Here is an 18,211-nt window from a genome sequence, read left to right as displayed (position 1 = left end):
GGCCGCGTCCAAGAGTTATTGCTATAACCGGTGGTTATGGACGTCCATCTGCGGGACCTGCGCTACTTCGTGGCGGTGGCGGAGGAGCTGCACTTCACGCGCGCGGCCGAGCGGCTGTACGTGTCCCAGCCCGCCCTGTCCAAGCAGGTCCGGGTGCTGGAGCGGCAACTGGGCTGCACGCTCTTCGAGCGGCGGGCCCGGACGGTGGCCCTCACCGCGCACGGCGAGGCGCTGCTGCCCAGGGCGCGGCAACTGGTCGCGGACTGGGACCGGGCGCTGCGGGCCGTCCGCGCCGCGGGACCGGTGGTGGCCCTCACCGTCGGGATGCAGACGGCCGTCGGCCGCGACCTGCAGCGCGTGGCGCTGCGCGGCTTCCGCGAGCGCGGCTGGCGGATCTCGCTGCGGCTGGTCAGCTGGGAGGACCCCACGGCCGGGCTGGCGGACGGCAGCTCGGACGCGGCGTTCCTGTGGCTGCCCGTGCGCAACGGCGGACTGCGGTGGCGGACGCTGGTGCGCGAGCCCCGCTGGGTGGTGCTGCCCGTCGGCCACCGGCTCGCGGCGGGGGCCGGGGAGGGCGGCGGGCCGGTGGACTTCGCCGAACTGCTCGGCGAGCCGTTCGTGGCCCTGCCCCGCTCGGCCGGCCCGCTGCGCGACTTCTGGCTGGCGGCGGACGAGCGGGGCGGGCGGGAGCCGGTGGTGGCCATGGAGGCCGCCGGCCCGGACGAGGTCTTCGAGGCGGTGGCGGCCGGTCTGGGCGTCGCGCTGGTCGCCGAGGGCAACGCGCGCCTGTACCCGCGGCCGGACGTGGTCTGCCGTCCCGTGCGCGGGCTGCGCCCGGCCCAGTTGGCGATCGTCTGGCGCGCGGACGACCCCCGCCCGGAGGTGGCGGAGTTCGTGCGGGCGTTCCCCGCGTCGCCCGCTCCGGGAGGGGGTTGAGGAGGAGTACCGGCGGGGACGGATGTCCGCCGGCCGCGGCTCAGCCCGCGGTGACCGTGGAGCGCACCGTCCCGTCGGGCCCGGCGAGCAGCACCGGGGTGGCCGGGCCGCCCAGGTCGTGGACGACGGCGAGGTCGGCGGAGGGCACGGCGGGCGCCTCGGAGACCACGGCCGCGGCCTCCAGGGAGGTGGCGCCGGAGGCCACCGCCATCGCGACCGCCGTCTGCAGGGCGCTCAGTTTGAGCGACTTCAGCGCCACGGTCCCGGCCACATAGGTGCGCCCGGTCTCGTCCCGTACGGCCGCCCCCTCGGGCACGGCGTTGCGGGCCCGCGCGCTGCGCGCGAGGGTGATGATCTTGCGGTCTTCGGGGTCCAGGTCGGCGGCTTCGCTCATACGGGTGAGCATATGCGGTCGCCGCGCGGGGGGTGGCCGGATCGCCGCGATCACGGCCGCCCGGCCGTCAGCCGCCGGCCCCCGCGGCGGGCTCGCCCTCCGGGGCCGGGGCGGGGGCGCGGACCGGTTCGACCAGGACCGTGACGATGCGGTTGCGGCGCCCCGCCGGGGACTCGGCGGTCAGCCGCAGGCCCTCCAGCGCGGGATCGGCGGGCCCCCCGGAGACGTCCACGACGGCCGTGGCGCCCGCGATGGGGACCCGGCCCAGCAGCTTGGCCAGCAGGCCGCCGACCGTCTCCACGTCCTCGTCCTCCAGGTCCAGGCCGTACAGCTCGCCCAGGTCGCCGAGGTCGAGCCGGGCCGTGACCCGGTAGCGGCCGTCGCCCAGTTCCTCCACCGGCGGCAGCTCCCGGTCGTACTCGTCGGTGATCTCGCCGACGATCTCCTCCAGGATGTCCTCGATGGTGACGATCCCGGCCGTGCCGCCGTACTCGTCGATGACGACCGCGACGTGGTTGCGGTCCCGCTGCATCTCGCGCAGCAGGTCGCCCGCGTTCTTGGTGTCGGGGACGAAGGCGGCGGGCCGCATGGCCGTGGTGACCAGCTCGTTCTCGGCCTCGCGGTTGATGTGGACCCGCCGGGCGAGGTCCTTGAGGTAGACGATGCCGACGACGTCGTCGTCGCTGTCCCCGGTCACCGGGATGCGGGAGAAGCCCGAGCGCAGCGCCAGGGTGAGCGCCTGCCGGATGGTCTTGAAGCGCTCGATGGAGACCAGCTCGGTGCGCGGCACCATCACCTCGCGCACCAGGGTGTCGCCCAGTTCGAAGACGGAGTGCACCATCCGGCGCTCCTCGTCCTCGATCAGCGCCTCGCGCCCGGCCAGGTCCACCATCGCCCGCAGTTCGGCCTCGGTGGCGAACGGGCCCTTGCGGAAGCCCTTGCCCGGGGTCAGCGCGTTGCCCAGGAGGATCAGCAGTTGCGGCAGCGGGCCCAGCACCCGGGCGAGCGGCAGCAGGACGTACGCGGCGGCCGTGGCGGTGTTCAGCGGGTGCTGGCGGCCGATGGTGCGCGGCGAGACGCCGACCGCGACGTAGGAGACGAGCACCATCACGCCGATGGCGGCGGCCAGCGCCTGCCAGGTCTCCTCGAAGGTGTGCAGGAAGCCGTAGGTGACCAGGACCCCGGCCGCCATCTCGCAGGCGACGCGCAGCAGCAGTGCCAGGTTGAGGTAGCGGGTGGGGTCGGCGGCGACGGCGGCCAGTCTGGCGCTGCCGCGCCGCCCGGACCGCACCGCCTCCTCGGCCCGGTAGCTGGTGGTGCTGGCCAGGCCCGCCTCGGCACAGGCCGCCAGCCAGGCGACGCCGACCAGCAGGACCGCCGCGACGACCAGTTGGGTGCTCACGTCGTGGTGGGGGCCGGTGAGGGCCCGGTCAGGCCGCGCTCGGCGCGCCAGCCGTCGACGATCGCCGCCTGGAGGCCGAACATCTCGGCCCGCTCGCTGGGCGTCTCGTGGTCGTAGCCGAGCAGGTGCAGCACCCCGTGGACGGTGAGGAGCTGCAGCTCCTCGTCCATCGAGTGCTTCGTCGGGGCCGCGGCGCCCTGCTGCTCGGCGACGTCCGGGCAGAGCACGATGTCGCCGAGCAGCCCCTGCGGCGGCTCGTCGTCGTCCTTGCCGGGCGGCCGCAGCTCGTCCATGGGGAAGGACATGACATCGGTCGGGCCGGGGAGGTCCATCCACTGCCGGTGGAGCTGTTCCATGGCGTCGGTGTCGACGGCGATCACCGACAGCTCCGAGAGGGGATGGATGCGCATCCGGGCGAGGGCGTAGCGGGCGATGTCGAGGATCGCGCGCTCGTCGATCTCCCGCCCGGACTCGTTGTTGACGTCGATCGACATGGAGGTGGGGGACGCTTTCCGTTTACTTCCGGTCGCTGCCGTTGGTCGTGCCGTTGCGGTCGTCGTAGCGGTCGTAGGCGTCGACGATACGGCCCACGAGCTTGTGGCGGACGACGTCGGTGCTGGTGAGGCGGGCGAAGTGGACGTCCTCGACGCCTTCGAGGATCTCCTGCACCTGGCGCAGACCGCTCTGCGTGCCGCCCGGCAGGTCCACCTGGGTGATGTCGCCGGTGATCACGATCTTGGAGTCGAACCCGAGCCGGGTGAGGAACATCTTCATCTGCTCGGGGTTCGTGTTCTGCGCCTCGTCCAGGATGATGAACGCGTCGTTGAGCGTCCGGCCGCGCATGTAGGCCAGCGGCGCGACCTCTATCGTCCCGGCGGCCATCAGGCGTGGGATCGAGTCCGGGTCGAGCATGTCGTGCAGCGCGTCGTACAGCGGCCGCAGGTACGGATCGATCTTCTCGTAGAGCGTCCCGGGCAGGAAGCCGAGCCGCTCCCCCGCCTCGACCGCGGGCCGGGTCAGGATGATGCGGTTGACCTGCTTGGACTGCAGGGCCTGCACCGCCTTGGCCATGGCCAGGTAGGTCTTGCCGGTGCCCGCCGGGCCGATGCCGAACACGATCGTGTGCTTGTCGATCGCGTCCACGTAGCGCTTCTGGTTGAGCGTCTTGGGGCGGATCGTGCGGCCGCGGTTGGACAGGATGTTCTGGGTGAGGACCTGGGCGGGCGTCTCGGCGTTCGCGCCGGTGCCCCCCTCGGCCTCGCGGAGCATGGCGATCGAGCGCTCCACCGCGTCCTCCGTCATCGGCTGGCCGGTGCGCAGCACCAGCATCATCTCGTCGAACAGGCGCTGGACGAGAGCGACCTCCGCGGGATCCCCGGTCGCGCTGATCTCGTTCCCGCGGACGTGGATGTCCGTCGCCGGGAAAGCCTTCTCGATCACGCGGAGGAGGGAGTCGCCGGAGCCGAGCACCGTCACCATCGGGTGCTTGGCCGGGACGGTGAAGCGGGCACTCGCGTGGTTGGACCGTGCCTGGTCTGTCTGTGTCTGAGTCATGGGCCGGCTCTGTGGCCTGCGCGTCCCTCTCTGTCACTGCCGTGCGCTTGGACATCCAGGGTACGACGTGACCGTGACAGGTCAGTAGGGATTTGTCGCCCCGGTCGCTCTCCCGGCCCTCCCGCCTCACCCCGGTGCGGGGCGGCCCCGTGCCGCGGACCGCGCCGGCGGCCGTCCCACCGGCCGCCCCACCAGTCGTTCCCGGCCCCTCACGAGCGCCGGAAACCGATGGTCGGCACCGCCCGGCGCAGCGGCCAGGGCCGGGAGATGCCGGGCAGCAGGGCGTCCAGGAAGGCGTAGCGGCGCAGGGCCGCCCGGTCCTGGTCGTCGAAGGAGCGGATGTGCTGCCACCAGGCGGCGATCTCGGCCCAGCCGGGCGCCGACAGCGACCCGCCGAACTCCTGCACCGACAGGGCGGCGGTCAGGCCCGCGAAGGCGAGCCGGTCGGCGAGCGGCCAGCCCGCCAGGGTCCCGGTGACGAAGCCCGCCATGAACACGTCCCCGGCGCCGGTGGGGTCCAGCGCCTCCACGGCGATGGCGGGCACCTCGGCGGTCTCGCCGCTGCCGCCGTCCACCGCGTAGGCGCCCTCCGGGCCGAGGGTGACCACCGCCAGCGGCACCAGCTCGGCGAGCTTGCGGGCGGCGGCGCGGGGGCAGTCGGTGCGGGTGTAGCGCATCGCCTCCTCCGCGTTGGGGAGGAACGCCTCGCAGTGCCGCAGATCGGCGAGGTCGGCCGGGTCCCAGCGGCCGCTCTCGTCCCAGCCGACGTCGGCGAAGATCCGGCTGCCGCGGCGGGCCGCCGCCGCGATCCACTCCTGGGGGGCGCCCGTCTGCAGGGAGGCGACGCAGGCGCGTGCCGGGGGCGGCACGTCGGGCGCGGGCTCCTCCGGCGGCGGGGCCTCGTGCCCGTGGGAGACCATCGTCCGCTCGCCCTCGTAGGCCATCGAGACGGTGACCGGCGAGTGCCAGCCGGGCACGGTGCGCGACAGCGACAGGTCGATGCCCTCGCCGTGCTCCAGCGCCTCCCAGCAGTACTCGCCGTACATGTCGTCCCCGAAGGCGGCGGCGAGGGACGTGCGCAGGCCGAGCCGGGCCAGGGCGGTGGCCATGTTGGCCACCCCGCCCGGACTCGATCCCATGCCCCGGGCCCAGGACTCGGTGCCGCGCACCGGCGCGGAGTCCAGGCCCGTGAAGATGATGTCCAGGAAGACGCTCCCGGTCAGGTACACGTCGCAGGGCGGGTCGTCGGGGGTGCGGAGCGCGGCGAGCGGGTCGAGCATGCGGCCAGTGTGCCCGAACGGGACGGGGCGCCGGGGGCGCTTCACCAGCGCGGCCCGGCGGGGACGGTCCAGGCGGGGTCGGCGCGGCGCATGGCGGCGGCGTCGTCCCGCTCGCGCAGGGAGCCGTCGTCGTCCAGCCAGCGGCGGTGGAGGGCGGCGAGCCGGCCGCGGTCGAGGGTGACGCCCAGGCCGGGGGCGTCGGGGACGGTGACGCACCCGCCGGAGAGGGGGACGCGCTCGGTGAGCACGTCCTCGGTCTGCCAGGGGTAGTGGGTGTCGCAGGCGTAGGTGAGGTTCGGGGTGGCGGCCGCGACATGGGTCATGGCCGCCAGGCTGATGCCCAGGTGGGTGTTGGAGTGCATGGACACCCCGACGCCGAAGGCGCGGCAGAGCGCGGCGAGCTGCTGGGTGGCGCGCAGCCCGCCCCAGTAGTGGTGGTCGCCGAGCAGCACCTGGACCGCGCCGGCGCCGAACGCCCCGGGGATCTCGGCGAGGGTGGTCACGCACATGTTGGTGGCCAGCGGCAGTCCGGCCCCGGCGGCGACCTCGGCCATCGCGGGCGTGCCGGTGGTCGGGTCCTCCAGGTACTCCAGGAGGCCGCGGAGCTCGGCCGCGACCCGCAGGGAGGTCTCCACCGACCAGGCGCCGTTGGGGTCCAGGCGCAGCGGCCGGCCGGGGAACGCCTCGGCGAGCGCCCGGATCGCGGCGATCTCCTCGTCGGGCGGGAAGACGCCGCCCTTGAGCTTGAAGGAGCCGAAGCCGTACGCGCGGACGAGGCGGCGGGCCTGGGCGACGATCCCGTCCGGGGTCAGGGCGGCGCCCCAGTCGTCCCGCTCGCCTCCCGCGCCGTCCGGGTGCTCGGCCCACCGGTAGAACAGGTAGGCGCTGTACTCCACCCGGTCGCGCACCTTCCCGCCGAGCAGGGCGTGCACCGGCAGTCCGAGCGCCTTGCCCAGGGCGTCCAGGCAGGCCACCTCGAAGCCGGAGACGACGGACAGCCGCAGCTTGTCGGCGGTCCGCACGCCCCGCAGTCCGCCCGCGTCCAGCGAGTCGTCCGTCCGGGAGCCGTCCACGGGGATCTGCTCGGCGAGGGCGGGCAGCCCGTTCAGATCGCTGACCCGGTGCCCCGGCAGGAGTTCGGCGAGGGACCGCGCCGGCTCCAGGTAGGAGGTGTCGCCGTAGGTCTCCCCGACCCCGGTGACGCCGTCCGCCGTGACCACCTCGACGATCAGCCGGGGGGTGTACGGCTGGTGGACGCCCTGGGTGTTGAGCAGCGGCGGATCGGCCACGAGGACCGGGGTCAGGCGCACCTCGGTGATGGTCAGGTCCTTCATCGGGCGGCTCCTGTCGGGTCGGGACCGGTGGCCGGCAGCGCCCGGGGACCGGCGGACCCCCGCCACCGCCTCGTTCTCCTACGTGAACGCCATCCACATCAGGAAACGGAGCGTAGGGAAGCGACCCGGAGGCGTCAAGGAGCGGCGAAAGGTTCCGGACGCCCGGAGGAAGGGCGGTGGGCGGGGACGGGAGGGGCCCGGCGGGCGGTCAGCGCCGCCGGGGCACCGGCACCCGCATCAGGTCCTCGGCCACCGTCAGCTCCCCGGCGTACCCCGCCGCCCGCGCCTGGCGGGCGAACTCCCCCGGATCGTCGTAGCGCTGCGAGAAGTGCGTGAGCACCAGGTGCCGTACGCCCGCCCGCGCCGCGACGGAGGCGGCCTGACCGGCGGTGAGGTGGCCGTACTCCTCGGCCAGCCCCGCGTCCTGGTCCAGGAAGGTGGACTCGATGACCAGCAGGTCGCACCCCTCGGCCAGCTCGTACACCCCCTCGCACAGCCGGGTGTCCATCACGAAGGCGAAGCGCTGCCCGGGCCTGGGCTCGCTCACCTGGTCCAGGGTGACGCCGCGCAGCTCCCCCTCCCGTTGCAGGCGGCCGATGTCCGCGCCGGTGATGCCGTGGGCGGCGAGCCTCTCGGGCAGCATCCGGCGCCCGTCGGGCTCGACCAGGCGGTAGCCGTAGGACTCCACCGGATGCGACAGCCGGCGGGCCTGGAGGGTGAACGCGGCGGTGGCGGCCAGCGTGCCGTCCCCGGTGATCGGCTCCTCGCGCAGCTCGGCCGTCTCGCGGTAGGCGGTGGCGTACCGCAGCCGGTCGAAGAAGCGCTGCCCGCTCGCCGGGTAGTGCGCCGTGACCGGGTGCGGCACCCGGTCGAGGTTGATGCGCTGGATGACCCCGGCCAGACCGAGGGAGTGGTCGCCGTGGAAGTGGGTGACGCACAGCCGGGTGAGGTCGTGGGCGGCCACGCCCGCGCGCAGCATCTGGCGCTGGGTGCCCTCGCCGGGGTCGAAGAGGAGGGCCTCGCCGTCCCAGCGCAGGACGTAGCCGTTGTGGTTGCGGTGCCGGGTGGGCACCTGGCTGGCGGTGCCCAGCACGACCAGTTCGCGTACGGACAACGGCTCCGGTCCTCCTCGTCCCTCCCCTTACGGATTCTCCGGACGGGCCTTATCCGGGCGGCCAGTTCAGGCCGCGACCGCCGAGCACGTGGGCGTGCGCGTGCCAGACCGTCTGCCCGGCGCCCGCCCCGGTGTTGAACACGATGCGGTAGCCGCTGCTCGGCACGCCCTCCACGGCGGCGATCTTCTCCTGGGCGGCGACCTCGCCCGCCTCGCGCAGCACGTCGGCGGCCAGCTCCGGGGCGGCGGCGGCCAGCGCCGCGGCGTCGGGGTAGTGCGCCTTGGGGATCACCAGGACGTGGGTGGGGGCCTGCGGATTGATGTCCCGGAAGGCGAGGGTCGTCTCCGACTCGCGGACGACGGTCGCCGGGACCTCCCCCGCGACGATCTTGCAGAACAGGCAGTCGGCCTGCGGTTCTCCCGCCACGGTGGCGCCTCCCGCTGTGGATGGGCTGGATCCGTCGGTACGCAGCGGATCGTACCCCGGGCCGGGAGCGGCGGTCCGGACCGGTCACCGTGCCCGGCCGCGGGGGCCGGGCGGACCGCCCGTACCGGCGGGTCGTACCGGCGGGCGTCAGGACCAGCGGCCGGTGCGCCCCAGCAGCAGCGCCGCCGCGGCCGTCCCGGCCGTGGAGGTGCGCAGCACGCTCGGGCCCAGCCGGTACGGCCGCGCGCCGGCCTCGGCGAAGGCGGCCAGCTCCTCCGGGGCGATCCCGCCCTCCGGGCCCACCACCAGCACCAGTTCGCCGTCCGCGGGCAGCTCGGCGCGGGCCAGCGGCTCGGCGCCCTCCTCGTGCAGGACGGCGGCGAAGTCGGCGGAGGCCAGCAGCGGGACGAGCTGCCGGGTGGTGACCGGCTCGGTCACCTCGGGGAAGCGCAGCCTGCGGGACTGCTTGCCCGCCTCGCGCGCCGTCGTGCGCCACTTGCGCAGCGCCTTCGCCCCGCGCTCGCCCCGCCACTGCGTGACGCAGCGCGCCGCCGACCAGGGCACGACGGCGTCCACCCCCGTCTCGGTCATCGTCTCCACGGCCAGCTCGCCGCGGTCGCCCTTGGGCAGGGCCTGGACGACGGTGATCCGCGGGCGCGGCTCCGGCTCGACGCGCACCTCCTCGACGGCCACCTCCAGCCGCTCCTTGCCCTCGACGGCCGCGACGGTGCCGAAGACCCCGGTGCCCTCGCCGTCGGTGAGGACGATCGCCTCGCCCACGCGCAGCCGCCGCACCGTGACGGCGTGCCGGCCCTCGGGCCCCTCCAGCGCCCAGGTGGCGCCGGGGGCCGCCCCGGCCAGGGAGTCGGTGACGAAGACGGGGGCGGTCACGCGGCCCTCCCCCGGACGAGCGCACGCCCGGCGGCCCGCGCCCCGGCGACCGAGGCAACGGTGACGGTGGCGGCGATGGTGGCGGCGGTGGTGGGGGTGCCCGCCGCGGCCGGGTCCGCCGGGACCCGGCGGTCCGGGCAGCCGGAGGTGCACGGCACCGGCGGCACGGGATCGTCCGGCAGGGCCGTCGGCTCGGCGTCGTACGCGTCGTCGCCGCCCTGCCCGGCGTCGCCCGCCTCGCCGGCGGCGGCGGTCGGCTCGGGCCGGGAGGCGCCCCCGGCCAGGGGGGCCTGGACGACGGGGTGCTCCAACCAGGACGTCGGGGTGGTCAGCGCGGAAGGCATGGCCGCATCCTGCCACGCCCCGCCGGGGCGGTCCGCACCGGTGCGGACCGGCCGCTCACCGCCCGTTGAAGGCGTCCTTCAGCCGCGAGAACAACCCCTGCTGCCCCGGCTGGAACTGGCCCATGGGCCGCTCCTCGCCCCGCAGCTTGGCCAGGCGGCGCAGCAGCTCCTCCTGCTCCGGGTCGAGCTTGGTCGGGGTCTGGACCTCGACGTGGACGATCAGGTCGCCGCGGCCGCCGCCGCGCAGGTGCGTCACGCCGCGCTGGTGGAGCGGGATCGACTGGCCGGACTGGGTGCCGGGCCGGATGTCGACCTCCTCCAGGCCGTCCAGCGTCTCCAGCGGGACCTTGGTGCCCAGCGCCGCCGCGGTCATGGGGATGGTGACCGTGCAGTGCAGGTCGTCGCCGCGGCGCTGGAAGACCGGGTGCGGGACCTCGTGGATCTCGACGTACAGGTCGCCCGCCGGGCCGCCGCCCGGGCCGACCTCGCCCTCGCCCGCGAGCTGGATGCGGGTGCCGTTGTCCACACCGGCCGGGATCTTCACCGTCAGGCTGCGCCGCGACCGCACGCGGCCGTCGCCGGCGCACTCCGGGCACGGGTTGGGCACGATGGTGCCGAAGCCCTGGCACTGCGGGCAGGGGCGCGAGGTCATGACCTGGCCCAGGAAGGACCGGGTGACCTGCGAGACCTCACCGCGGCCGCGGCACATGTCGCAGGTCTGCACCGACGTGCCCGGGGCCGCGCCCTCGCCGTTGCACGTGGTGCAGACGACGGCCGTGTCGACCTGGATGTCCTTCGTGGTGCCGAAGGCGGCCTCGTCCAGCTCGATGTCGAGCCGGATCATGGCGTCCTGGCCGCGCCGGGTGCGGGACCTCGGCCCGCGCTGGGAGGCGGTGCCGAAGAAGGCGTCCATGATGTCGGAGAAGTTCCCGAACCCCGCGCCGAAGCCGCTCGCCCGGCCGGCGCCGCCCATCGGGTCGCCGCCGAGGTCGTACATCTGCTTCTTCTGCGGGTCGGAGAGCACCTCGTAGGCGGTGTTGATCTCCTTGAACCGCTCCTGCGTCTTCGGGTCCGGGTTGACGTCCGGGTGCAGCTCGCGCGCGAGCCGCCGGAATGCCTTCTTGATCTCGTCCTGCGAGGCATCGCGCTGCACGCCCAGGATCGCGTAGTAGTCCGTCGCCACTTACGACTCCGCGAGGATCTGTCCGACGTAACGTGCCACTGCGCGTACCGCTCCCATCGTTCCGGGGTAGTCCATGCGGGTCGGTCCGACCACACCGAGCTTGGCGACCGCCTCGTCGCCCGAACCGTAACCGACCGAGACGACCGACGTGGAGGTCAGCCCCTCGTGAGCGTTCTCGTGGCCGATGCGCACCGTGACGCTCGAGTCCTTGGCCTCCCCCAGCAGCTTGAGCAGCACGACCTGCTCCTCCAGCGCCTCCAGCACCGGTCGGATGGTCAGGGGGAAGTCGTGCACGAAGCGGGTGAGATTGGCGGTGCCGCCGATCATCAGCCGCTCCTCGGGTTCCTCGACCAGGGTCTCCAGCAGGGTCGCGAGCACGGTCGAGACCGTGTTGCGGTCGTCCTGCTCGAAGGACTCCGGAAGGTCCTGCACCAGCTTGGGCACCTCGGAGAAGCGCTCGCCGACCACCCGGCTGTTGAGCCGGGCGCGCAGGTCCGCCAGCGATGCCTCGGTGATGGGCGCCGGGCACTCCACCACGCGCTGCTCCACCCGCCCGGTGTCCGTGATGAGCACCAGCATCAGGCGCGAGGGCGCGAGCAGCAGCAGCTCCACGTGCCGCACGGTCGAACGGGTCAGCGAGGGGTACTGCACGATGGCGACCTGGCGCGTGAGCTGGGCGAGCAGCCGCACCGTGCGGCTGATGACGTCGTCGAGGTCGACGGCGCCCTCCAGGAAGTTCTGGATCGCCCGCCGCTCGGGCTTGGACAGCGGCTTGACGCCCGCCAGCTTGTCGACGAACAGGCGGTACCCCTTGTCGGTCGGGATGCGGCCCGCACTGGTGTGCGGCTGCGCGATGTATCCCTCTTCCTCCAGGGCTGCCATGTCGTTGCGCACAGTGGCCGGGGAGACCTTGAGGTTGTGCCGCTCGGTCAGGGCCTTGGAGCCCACCGGCTCCTGCGTGCCGACGTAGTCCTGGACGATGGCGCGCAAGACCTCGAGTCTGCGTTCACTGAGCACTTCGGCGCACCTCCCGTCCGGCCGTGCTGTCCGGTTCTCTTCCCTGGCACTCTCGGCGAACGAGTGCCAGCTCTCCCTGAGCCAGTGTACGGCCGGTGACCACGGCCAGGGCAAGGGCGGCCGTGGACCGACGGTAACCCGCTCCCGCCGCCCGGCGGGCATCACCCGCGTGTTGGCGATAGCGTCGCCGTATGGAGGCCGGTTGGGAAGAGCTCGCGCCGGGAGTCGTACGTCACCGCATGCCCGGCTGGGACGAGACGGTGGGGGCCGTGGCGGGCAGCGCGGGAGTGCTGGTGGTCGACACGGGGGCGTCGCTGCGGGAGGGCGCGTGGCTCAGGCGGCAACTGGAGGGGATCTTCGGCCGTCCCGTCACCCACATGGCCCTCACCCATCCGCACTTCGACCACGTCCTGGGCGCGGCCGCCTTCGCCGGGGTGGAGGTCTACGGCGCGGTGGGGATCGACACGTGCCTGGCGCGCTCGCGGGACGAGCTGCGGGAGGACGCCGTGCGGCACGGCGCGGACCGCGAGGAGACGGCCCAGGCCGTCGACGTGCTCGTCCGCCCGCACCACCGGGTGGTCGGCGAGCTGACCGTCTCGCTGGGCGACCGGGAGGTGCTCCTGGCCAACGTCGGCCCCGCCCACACCGCCCACGACCTGGCCGTCCTGGTCCCCGCCGGCTCCGGCGGGCGGGACGTCGTCTTCTGCGGCGACCTGGTGGAGGAGTCCGGCGAGCCGCAGGCGGGCCCGGACGCCCACCCCCTCCACTGGCCCGCCGCCCTGGACCGCCTCCTCGCCCTGGGCGGCGAGGACGCGGTGTACGTCCCGGGCCACGGCGCGGTGGTGGACGCCGCCTTCGTCCGCGCCCAGCGCGACGCCCTGGCACGGCGCTTCGGCGTTTCACCGCGGGAGCCGCGTACAGAATGAGCGCATGCGCAGCAGACGGTACGACCCCGACCTGACCCCGCCGTGGAAGAGGAGCAGGCCCGCGCCCGAGGTGCCGGCCGAGCCGGGCCTGGTGGTGGAGGAGGTCGCGACCGGCTTCTGCGGGGCCGTGGTGCGCTGTGAGAAGACGGCGCAGGGGCCGACCGTCACCCTGGAGGACCGGTTCGGCCGGCACCGCGTCTTCCCCCTGGAGCCGCGGGGCTTCCTGCTGGAGGGGAAGGCGGTCACCCTGGTGCGCCCGCGGGCGGTCGCGCCGCCCGCGCCGGCGGCGCCCCGGCGCACCGCCTCGGGGTCGATCGCCCTGCCGGGCGCCCGGGCGCGGGTGGCGCGGGCGGGGCGGATCTACGTCGAGGGGCGCCACGACGCGGAGCTGGTGGAGCGGGTCTGGGGCGACGACCTGCGGATCGAGGGCGTCGTCGTGGAGTACCTGGAGGGCATCGACGACCTCCCGGCGGTCGTGGAGGCCTTCGGCCCCGCCCCGGACGCCCGGCTGGGGGTGCTGGTGGACCACCTGGTGCCCGGCTCGAAGGAGTACCGGATCGCCGAGCGGGTCACCGACGAGAACGTGCTGGTGGTCGGGCACCCGTACGTCGACGTCTGGGAGGCGGTGAAGCCGTCCGCGGTGGGCATCGACGCCTGGCCCCGCGTCCCGCGCGGCCAGGACTGGAAGACGGGGGTGTGCCGGGCGCTGGGCTGGCCGGAGGACACCGGAGCGGCGTGGCGGCGGATCCTGGCGAGCGTGCGGAGCTACACGGACCTGGAGCCGGACCTGCTCGGGCCGGTCGAGCGGCTGATCGACCACGTCACGGTGGGCGGCCCCACCGGTCCCTGAGCGGTTCCCGGGCGGTTCCCGGGCGGGCCGCGCGCCCGGCCCGCCCGGCACCGGCGGCCGATGCCGGACAATGGACCCCATGCCTTCCGCACTGCCCGACGGCGAGCCCGTCCCCGCCGACGGCGCGCTGCCCGCGCACGCCCTGGCGGGCGCCGCACAGCGCCCGCTCGGCTTCTACCTGCACGTGCCGTACTGCGCGACGCGCTGCGGCTACTGCGACTTCAACACCTACACCGCGAGCGAGCTGCGCGGTTCGGGCGGTGTGCTCGCCTCGCGGGAGAACTACGCGGGGACCCTGGTCGAGGAGGTGCGGCTGGCCCGCAAGGTGCTCGGCGACGATCCGCGGCCGGTGGAGACGGTCTTCGTCGGCGGCGGCACCCCGACCCTACTGCCCGCCGACGACCTGGGGCGGATGCTCACCGCGATCCGCGAGGAGTTCGGGCTGGCGGACGGCGCGGAGGTCACCACGGAGGCCAACCCGGAGTCCGTCGACCCGGCGTACCTGGCCCGCCTGCGCGAGGCGGGCTTCAACCGGATCTCCTTCGGCATGCAGAGCGCCCGGCGGCACGTGCTGGCCGTCCTGGACCGCACCCACACCCCCGGCCGCCCGGAGGCGTGCGTGGCCGAGGCCCGCGCGGCGGGCTTCGAGCACGTCAACCTGGACCTGATCTACGGCACCCCGGGCGAGAGCGACGACGACTGGCGGGCCTCGCTGGACGCCGCGATCGGTGCCGGGCCCGACCACGTCTCGGCGTACGCGCTGATCGTCGAGGAGGGCACGCGGCTGGCCCGCCGCATCCGGCGCGGCGAGATCCCGATGACCGACGACGACGTGCACGCCGACCGCTACCTGATCGCCGAGGAGAAGCTGTCCGCGGCGGGCTTCGGCTGGTACGAGGTGTCCAACTGGGCGGCCTCCCCGGCCGCCCGCTGCCGCCACAACGAGCTGTACTGGACCGGCGCCGACTGGTGGGGCGCGGGCCCGGGGGCGCACAGCCACATCGGCGGGGTGCGCTGGTGGAACGTCAAGCACCCCGGCGCGTACGCCCAGGCCCTCGCCGAGGGGCGTTCGCCGGGGGCCGGCCGTGAGGTGCTGGACGACGAGGACCGCCGCGTGGAGCGCGTCCTGCTGGAGCTACGGCTGGTGGACGGGGTGCCGCTGGACGTGCTCGCCCCGGCGGGGGCGCGGGCCGCGAAGCGGGCGCTGGCGGACGGGCTGCTGCGCCCGGAGGCGTACGACCGCGGGCGCGCGGCACTCACCCTGCGCGGCCGGCTGCTGGCCGACGCGGTCGTCCGCGACCTGGTGGACTAGGCCGGACGGACCGGGACGCGGCGGGCCGGGAGTCCTCCGGGCACGGACGCCCGGGACGGCGCCGGGCCTCAACCCGCCTGCCCGGCGGGGCGGTTGGACTACGGTGGCCACGACCGCCGGACCGCCGGCCCGACGCGCCGCAGGAGGCCTTCCGTGAGTGACGCACCGCCCCCTCCCGGGCGGCAGGAACCGCCCGCGATCGACACCACGGTGTCGCACGTGGCCCGGATCTGGAACTACTGGCTGGGCGGGAAGGACAACTACGAGGTCGACCGCGAGGTGGGCGACCGGATCACGGCGATCCTCCCGGACGTGCCCCGCCTGGCCCGCGCCTCCCGCGCCCTCCTCGGCCGCGCCGTGCGGTACCTGGTGGCCGAGGCGGGCATCCGGCAGTTCCTGGACGTCGGCACCGGGCTGCCCACCGTGGACAACACCCACGAGATCGCCCAGCGGCTGGCCCCCGAGTCGCGCATCGTCTACGTCGACCACGACCCCCTGGTCCTGGCGCACGCCCGCGCCCTGCTCACCTCCACCCCCGAGGGCGCCACCGCCTACGTCCACGCCGACCTGCGCGAGCCCGAGGCGATCCTGCGGGGCGCCGCCGGGACCCTGGACCTCGACCGGCCCGTCGCCCTGCTGCTGATGGGGATCATGGAGTTCATCACCGACGACGAGGAGGCGTACGGCATCGTGCGCCGGCTGATGGACGCCCTGCCCTCCGGCAGCCACCTGGTGCTGTACGACGGCACCAACGTCATCCACGGCGAGCGGTCGGACAGGATCGCGGAGGTGTGGAACGCCTCCGGCAACGCCCCGCTCGTCCTGCGCAGCCCCGAGCGGATCGCCGCCTTCTTCGACGGTCTGGAGCTGGTGGAGCCCGGCGTGGTGGCGTGCAACCGGTGGCGGCCCGACCCCGCTCCGCCCGGCGGGACCGGGAGGGAGACCGGGGAAGCCGGAGAAGCCGGAGAAGCCGGAGAGGAAGAGGAAGTGGACGCCTTCTGCGGCGTGGGGCGCAAGCCCTGAGGCCCGGCGGGCCCGGCTCCGGCGGAAGCGGAAGCGGAGGCAAAAGCAGAAGCAGAAGCAGAGGGGGCAGGCGCCGGCACCCGCCCCCTCCGCCTCCGCCGGGCCTCCGCCTCACTCCTCGCGGGTGCCCGCGTACATCTCCTCGATGAGGTGGCCGAACTCCTTCTCCACCACGGGCCGCTTGAGCTTCAGGCTCGGGGTGAGGTCGCCGTGCTCGACGTCCAGGTCGCGCGGCAGGATGCGGAACTTCTTGATCGTCTGCCAGCGCTGGAGGCCGGCGTTGAGCCGCTGGACGTAGCCGTCGATCAGCTCGCGCACCTCGTCGGAGGCGACGACCTCCGCGTAGCTCCTCCCGCCGAGTCCGTGCTCCTCGGCCCAGCCCATGATGGCCGCCTCGTCGAGCGCGACGAGCGCGGTGCAGTAGTTGCGGGCGGCGCCGTGCACCAGGACGTTGGAGACGTAGGGGCAGACGGCCTTGAACTGGCCCTCCACCTCCGCCGGGGCGACGTACTTGCCGCCGGAGGTCTTGATCAGGTCCTTCTTGCGGTCGGTGATCCGCAGGTAGCCGTCGTCGGACAGCTCGCCGATGTCGCCGGTGTGCAGCCAGCCGTCGGGCTCCAGCACCTCCGCGGTCTTCTCCGGCAGCCCGTGGTAGCCCTGCATGATGCCGGGGCCGCGCAGCAGGACCTCGCCGTCGTCGGCGATCCGCACCTCGGTGCCCGGCAGCGGCTTGCCGACCGTGCCGGTGCGGTAGGCCTCGCCGGGGTTGACGAAGCTGGCGGCGCTGGACTCGGTGAGGCCGTAGCCCTCCAGGATGTGGACGCCCGCGCCGGAGAAGAAGTAGCCGATGTCCGGGGCGAGCGCCGCCGAGCCGGAGACGCAGGCGCGCAGCCTGCCGCCGAAGGCCTCGCGCAGCTTGGCGTAGACGAGCTTGTCGGCGATCGCGTGCTTGACCCTCAGCCCGGCGGGCGCGGAGGCGGTGCCGGTGCGGCGGAAGTTGTCCTGGGTGGTCCTGGCGTACTCGCGGGCCACCTCGGCCGCCCACTTGAAGATCCGGTACTTGGCGGCGCCACCCGCCCGCGCCTTGGCTGCGACCCCGTTGTAGACCTTCTCGAAGATCCGGGGCACGGCGGCCATGTAGGTGGGCTTCACGACCGGCAAGTTCTCGATGATCTTGTCGACCCGGCCGTCCACGGCGCTGACGTGGCCGACCTCGATCTGGCCCGCGGTGAGCACCTTGCCGAAGACGTGCGCCAGCGGCAGCCACAGGTACTGCACGTCGTCGGTCCGGACCAGCCCGGTCGCGGCGATGGCCTTGGCCATGTACGACCAGGCGTCATGCGGCAGTCGGACGCCCTTGGGCCGGCCGGTGGTGCCGGAGGTGTAGATCAGCGTGGCGAGCTGGTCGGAGCGCAGGGAGGCGACGGCCTCCTTGACGGCCTCGGGATGCCGCTGGAGGTACGCCTCGCCGCGCCGCACCAGCTCGTCCAGCGAGAGCACCCAGCCCTCCGGCTCGTCCTCGGCGGCCACCGCGTCGGCGGACTCGATGACGACCACGTGGGCGAGGTCCGGCAGGTCGGCGCGGCGCTCGCGCGCCTTGGCGAGCTGTGCGGCGTCCTCGGCGATCAGCACCCGGCTGCCGGAGTCGCCCAGGATGTAGGCGGTCTCCTCGGCGTTGGTGCTGGGGTAGACGGTGGTGGTGGCCGCTCCGGCGCACAGGACGCCGAGGTCGCACAGGATCCAGTCGACCCGGGTGCCGGAGGCGATGGCGACCCGCTCCTCGGGCCGTACCCCCAGGTCCATCAGCCCCGCGGCGATCGAGAAGACCCGCCGCGCCGCCTCGCCCCAGGTGTAGGAGCGCCACTCGTCGGGCCCCCGGCCGGAGGCGGGGGGCACGGGATAGCGGTACGCCTCGCCGTCCGGCGTGGCCTCGACGCGCTCCAGGAAGAGGTTCGCCACCGAGGGCGGACGGTTCTCGAACAGGGTCTGGGGGTCGCTCACAACATCTCCTCCGGGGCCCGCGACGGTGCAGGGATGGCTCCAGGACGTCGGTGTACCGGGAGCAGTGGGGGTGAGGGGGTGTTCGGGTCCGTTTCGTGTGTACCGGTCTGTGCGTGCTGGGTGACTCGCGGGTAACAATCAGGCGGGGGTCAGACTAGGCCGGAAGCCCCGGCCGTGAAAGGGCTTGCGCGTCGCCTCCTCGAAGCCGTGACCACTGCGATAC

18 protein-coding genes are annotated in these 18,211 nt (G+C 74.2%); 5 read left to right on the top strand and 13 right to left on the bottom strand.

Features of this window, described 5'->3' with window-relative positions:
* Positions 1-36: 36 nt before the first annotated feature.
* Entirely contained in the window at positions 37-936 is a 900-nt protein-coding gene (locus VE546_RS23030; RefSeq protein ID WP_324925412.1) for a LysR family transcriptional regulator, read from the top strand.
* A 40-nt stretch (positions 937-976) separates the two neighbouring features.
* Here the strand turns inward: VE546_RS23030 and VE546_RS23025 are convergent, their stop codons facing one another.
* The 12 genes from VE546_RS23025 to hrcA form a co-directional block, all read right to left on the bottom strand.
* Positions 977-1,330, bottom strand: coding sequence for a cytidine deaminase (locus tag VE546_RS23025; RefSeq protein ID WP_324925410.1), 354 nt, complete (start codon positions 1,328-1,330; stop codon positions 977-979).
* A 67-nt stretch (positions 1,331-1,397) separates the two neighbouring features.
* Complete coding sequence (locus VE546_RS23020; RefSeq protein ID WP_324925408.1) at positions 1,398-2,732, bottom strand: hemolysin family protein; 1,335 nt, start codon at positions 2,730-2,732, stop codon at positions 1,398-1,400.
* A complete protein-coding gene (ybeY, locus tag VE546_RS23015) occupies positions 2,729-3,226 on the bottom strand; it encodes an rRNA maturation RNase YbeY (protein WP_324925406.1) in 498 nt (165 codons plus the stop codon). Before ybeY ends, VE546_RS23020 begins: the two co-directional genes overlap by 4 nt.
* Positions 3,227-3,248: 22 nt before the next feature.
* Positions 3,249-4,286 (bottom strand): PhoH family protein, encoded by a 1,038-nt coding sequence (locus VE546_RS23010; protein WP_324925404.1) that lies wholly within the window; start codon positions 4,284-4,286, stop codon positions 3,249-3,251.
* Between the two features lie 209 nt (positions 4,287-4,495).
* The gene (locus VE546_RS23005; RefSeq protein ID WP_324925402.1) at positions 4,496-5,566 is read right to left on the bottom strand and encodes a carbohydrate kinase family protein; all 1,071 of its coding nucleotides are present in this window, start codon (positions 5,564-5,566) and stop codon (positions 4,496-4,498) included.
* 41 nt (positions 5,567-5,607) lie between these two features.
* Complete coding sequence (locus VE546_RS23000; RefSeq protein WP_324925400.1) at positions 5,608-6,900, bottom strand: glucarate dehydratase family protein; 1,293 nt, start codon at positions 6,898-6,900, stop codon at positions 5,608-5,610.
* A 208-nt stretch (positions 6,901-7,108) separates the two neighbouring features.
* Positions 7,109-8,014 carry a ribonuclease Z gene (locus tag VE546_RS22995; protein WP_324925398.1) on the bottom strand — a complete coding sequence of 302 codons (906 nt, stop codon included), beginning with the start codon at positions 8,012-8,014 and terminating at the stop codon, positions 7,109-7,111.
* A gap of 49 nt (positions 8,015-8,063) precedes the next feature.
* Complete coding sequence (locus VE546_RS22990) at positions 8,064-8,441, bottom strand: histidine triad nucleotide-binding protein (protein ID WP_324925396.1); 378 nt, start codon at positions 8,439-8,441, stop codon at positions 8,064-8,066.
* Between the two features lie 147 nt (positions 8,442-8,588).
* Positions 8,589-9,332 (bottom strand): 16S rRNA (uracil(1498)-N(3))-methyltransferase, encoded by a 744-nt coding sequence (locus VE546_RS22985; protein WP_324925394.1) that lies wholly within the window; start codon positions 9,330-9,332, stop codon positions 8,589-8,591.
* Entirely contained in the window at positions 9,329-9,676 is a 348-nt protein-coding gene (locus VE546_RS22980) for a hypothetical protein (RefSeq protein ID WP_324925392.1), read from the bottom strand. Before VE546_RS22980 ends, VE546_RS22985 begins: the two co-directional genes overlap by 4 nt.
* A 55-nt stretch (positions 9,677-9,731) precedes the next feature.
* Positions 9,732-10,859: a molecular chaperone DnaJ gene (dnaJ, locus tag VE546_RS22975; protein ID WP_324925390.1), complete on the bottom strand. Its 1,128-nt coding sequence runs from the start codon at positions 10,857-10,859 to the stop codon at positions 9,732-9,734.
* Positions 10,860-11,876, bottom strand: coding sequence for a heat-inducible transcriptional repressor HrcA (gene hrcA / locus VE546_RS22970; protein ID WP_324925388.1), 1,017 nt, complete (start codon positions 11,874-11,876; stop codon positions 10,860-10,862). It abuts the gene before it with no gap.
* A gap of 191 nt (positions 11,877-12,067) precedes the next feature.
* Between hrcA and VE546_RS22965 the strand changes: the two genes are divergently transcribed.
* From VE546_RS22965 to VE546_RS22950, 4 genes are all read left to right on the top strand, one after another.
* A complete protein-coding gene (locus VE546_RS22965) occupies positions 12,068-12,802 on the top strand; it encodes an MBL fold metallo-hydrolase (RefSeq protein WP_324925386.1) in 735 nt (244 codons plus the stop codon).
* Positions 12,803-12,806: 4 nt separating this feature from the next.
* Positions 12,807-13,652 (top strand): DUF3097 domain-containing protein, encoded by an 846-nt coding sequence (locus VE546_RS22960; RefSeq protein ID WP_324925384.1) that lies wholly within the window; start codon positions 12,807-12,809, stop codon positions 13,650-13,652.
* 79 nt (positions 13,653-13,731) lie between these two features.
* Entirely contained in the window at positions 13,732-14,964 is a 1,233-nt protein-coding gene (gene hemW, locus VE546_RS22955; RefSeq protein WP_324925382.1) for a radical SAM family heme chaperone HemW, read from the top strand.
* Between the two features lie 153 nt (positions 14,965-15,117).
* Entirely contained in the window at positions 15,118-15,987 is an 870-nt protein-coding gene (locus VE546_RS22950) for an SAM-dependent methyltransferase (protein WP_324925380.1), read from the top strand.
* 111 nt (positions 15,988-16,098) lie between these two features.
* On the opposite strand, the gene VE546_RS22945 is transcribed toward VE546_RS22950, so the two are convergent.
* On the bottom strand, positions 16,099-17,988 hold the full coding sequence (locus VE546_RS22945) for an AMP-dependent synthetase/ligase (protein ID WP_324925378.1): 1,890 nt from the start codon (positions 17,986-17,988) through the stop codon (positions 16,099-16,101).
* Positions 17,989-18,211: the final 223 nt, after the last annotated feature.

It is taken from the genome of Streptomyces sp. (genome assembly GCF_035644915.1).
GTDB lineage: Bacteria > Actinomycetota > Actinomycetes > Streptomycetales > Streptomycetaceae > Streptomyces.
Note: the sequence above shows the minus strand (reverse complement) of the source record. Positions and strands in the feature narration are given on the sequence as shown.

What these genes read in the sequence shown, in the direction of transcription:
- hemW (WP_324925382.1), top strand. Translation starts at nt 13,732, where the DNA reads ATGCCTTCCGCACTGCCCGACGGCGAGCCCGTCCCCGCCGACGGCGCG.
- VE546_RS23025 (WP_324925410.1), bottom strand. Translation starts at nt 1,330, where the DNA reads ATGAGCGAAGCCGCCGACCTGGACCCCGAAGACCGCAAGATCATCACC.
- VE546_RS23005 (WP_324925402.1), bottom strand. Translation starts at nt 5,566, where the DNA reads ATGCTCGACCCGCTCGCCGCGCTCCGCACCCCCGACGACCCGCCCTGC.
- VE546_RS23010 (WP_324925404.1), bottom strand. Translation starts at nt 4,286, where the DNA reads ATGACTCAGACACAGACAGACCAGGCACGGTCCAACCACGCGAGTGCC.
- VE546_RS22965 (WP_324925386.1), top strand. Translation starts at nt 12,068, where the DNA reads ATGGAGGCCGGTTGGGAAGAGCTCGCGCCGGGAGTCGTACGTCACCGC.
- VE546_RS23030 (WP_324925412.1), top strand. Translation starts at nt 37, where the DNA reads ATGGACGTCCATCTGCGGGACCTGCGCTACTTCGTGGCGGTGGCGGAG.
- VE546_RS23000 (WP_324925400.1), bottom strand. Translation starts at nt 6,900, where the DNA reads ATGAAGGACCTGACCATCACCGAGGTGCGCCTGACCCCGGTCCTCGTG.
- VE546_RS22980 (WP_324925392.1), bottom strand. Translation starts at nt 9,676, where the DNA reads ATGCCTTCCGCGCTGACCACCCCGACGTCCTGGTTGGAGCACCCCGTC.
- ybeY (WP_324925406.1), bottom strand. Translation starts at nt 3,226, where the DNA reads ATGTCGATCGACGTCAACAACGAGTCCGGGCGGGAGATCGACGAGCGC.
- VE546_RS22960 (WP_324925384.1), top strand. Translation starts at nt 12,807, where the DNA reads ATGCGCAGCAGACGGTACGACCCCGACCTGACCCCGCCGTGGAAGAGG.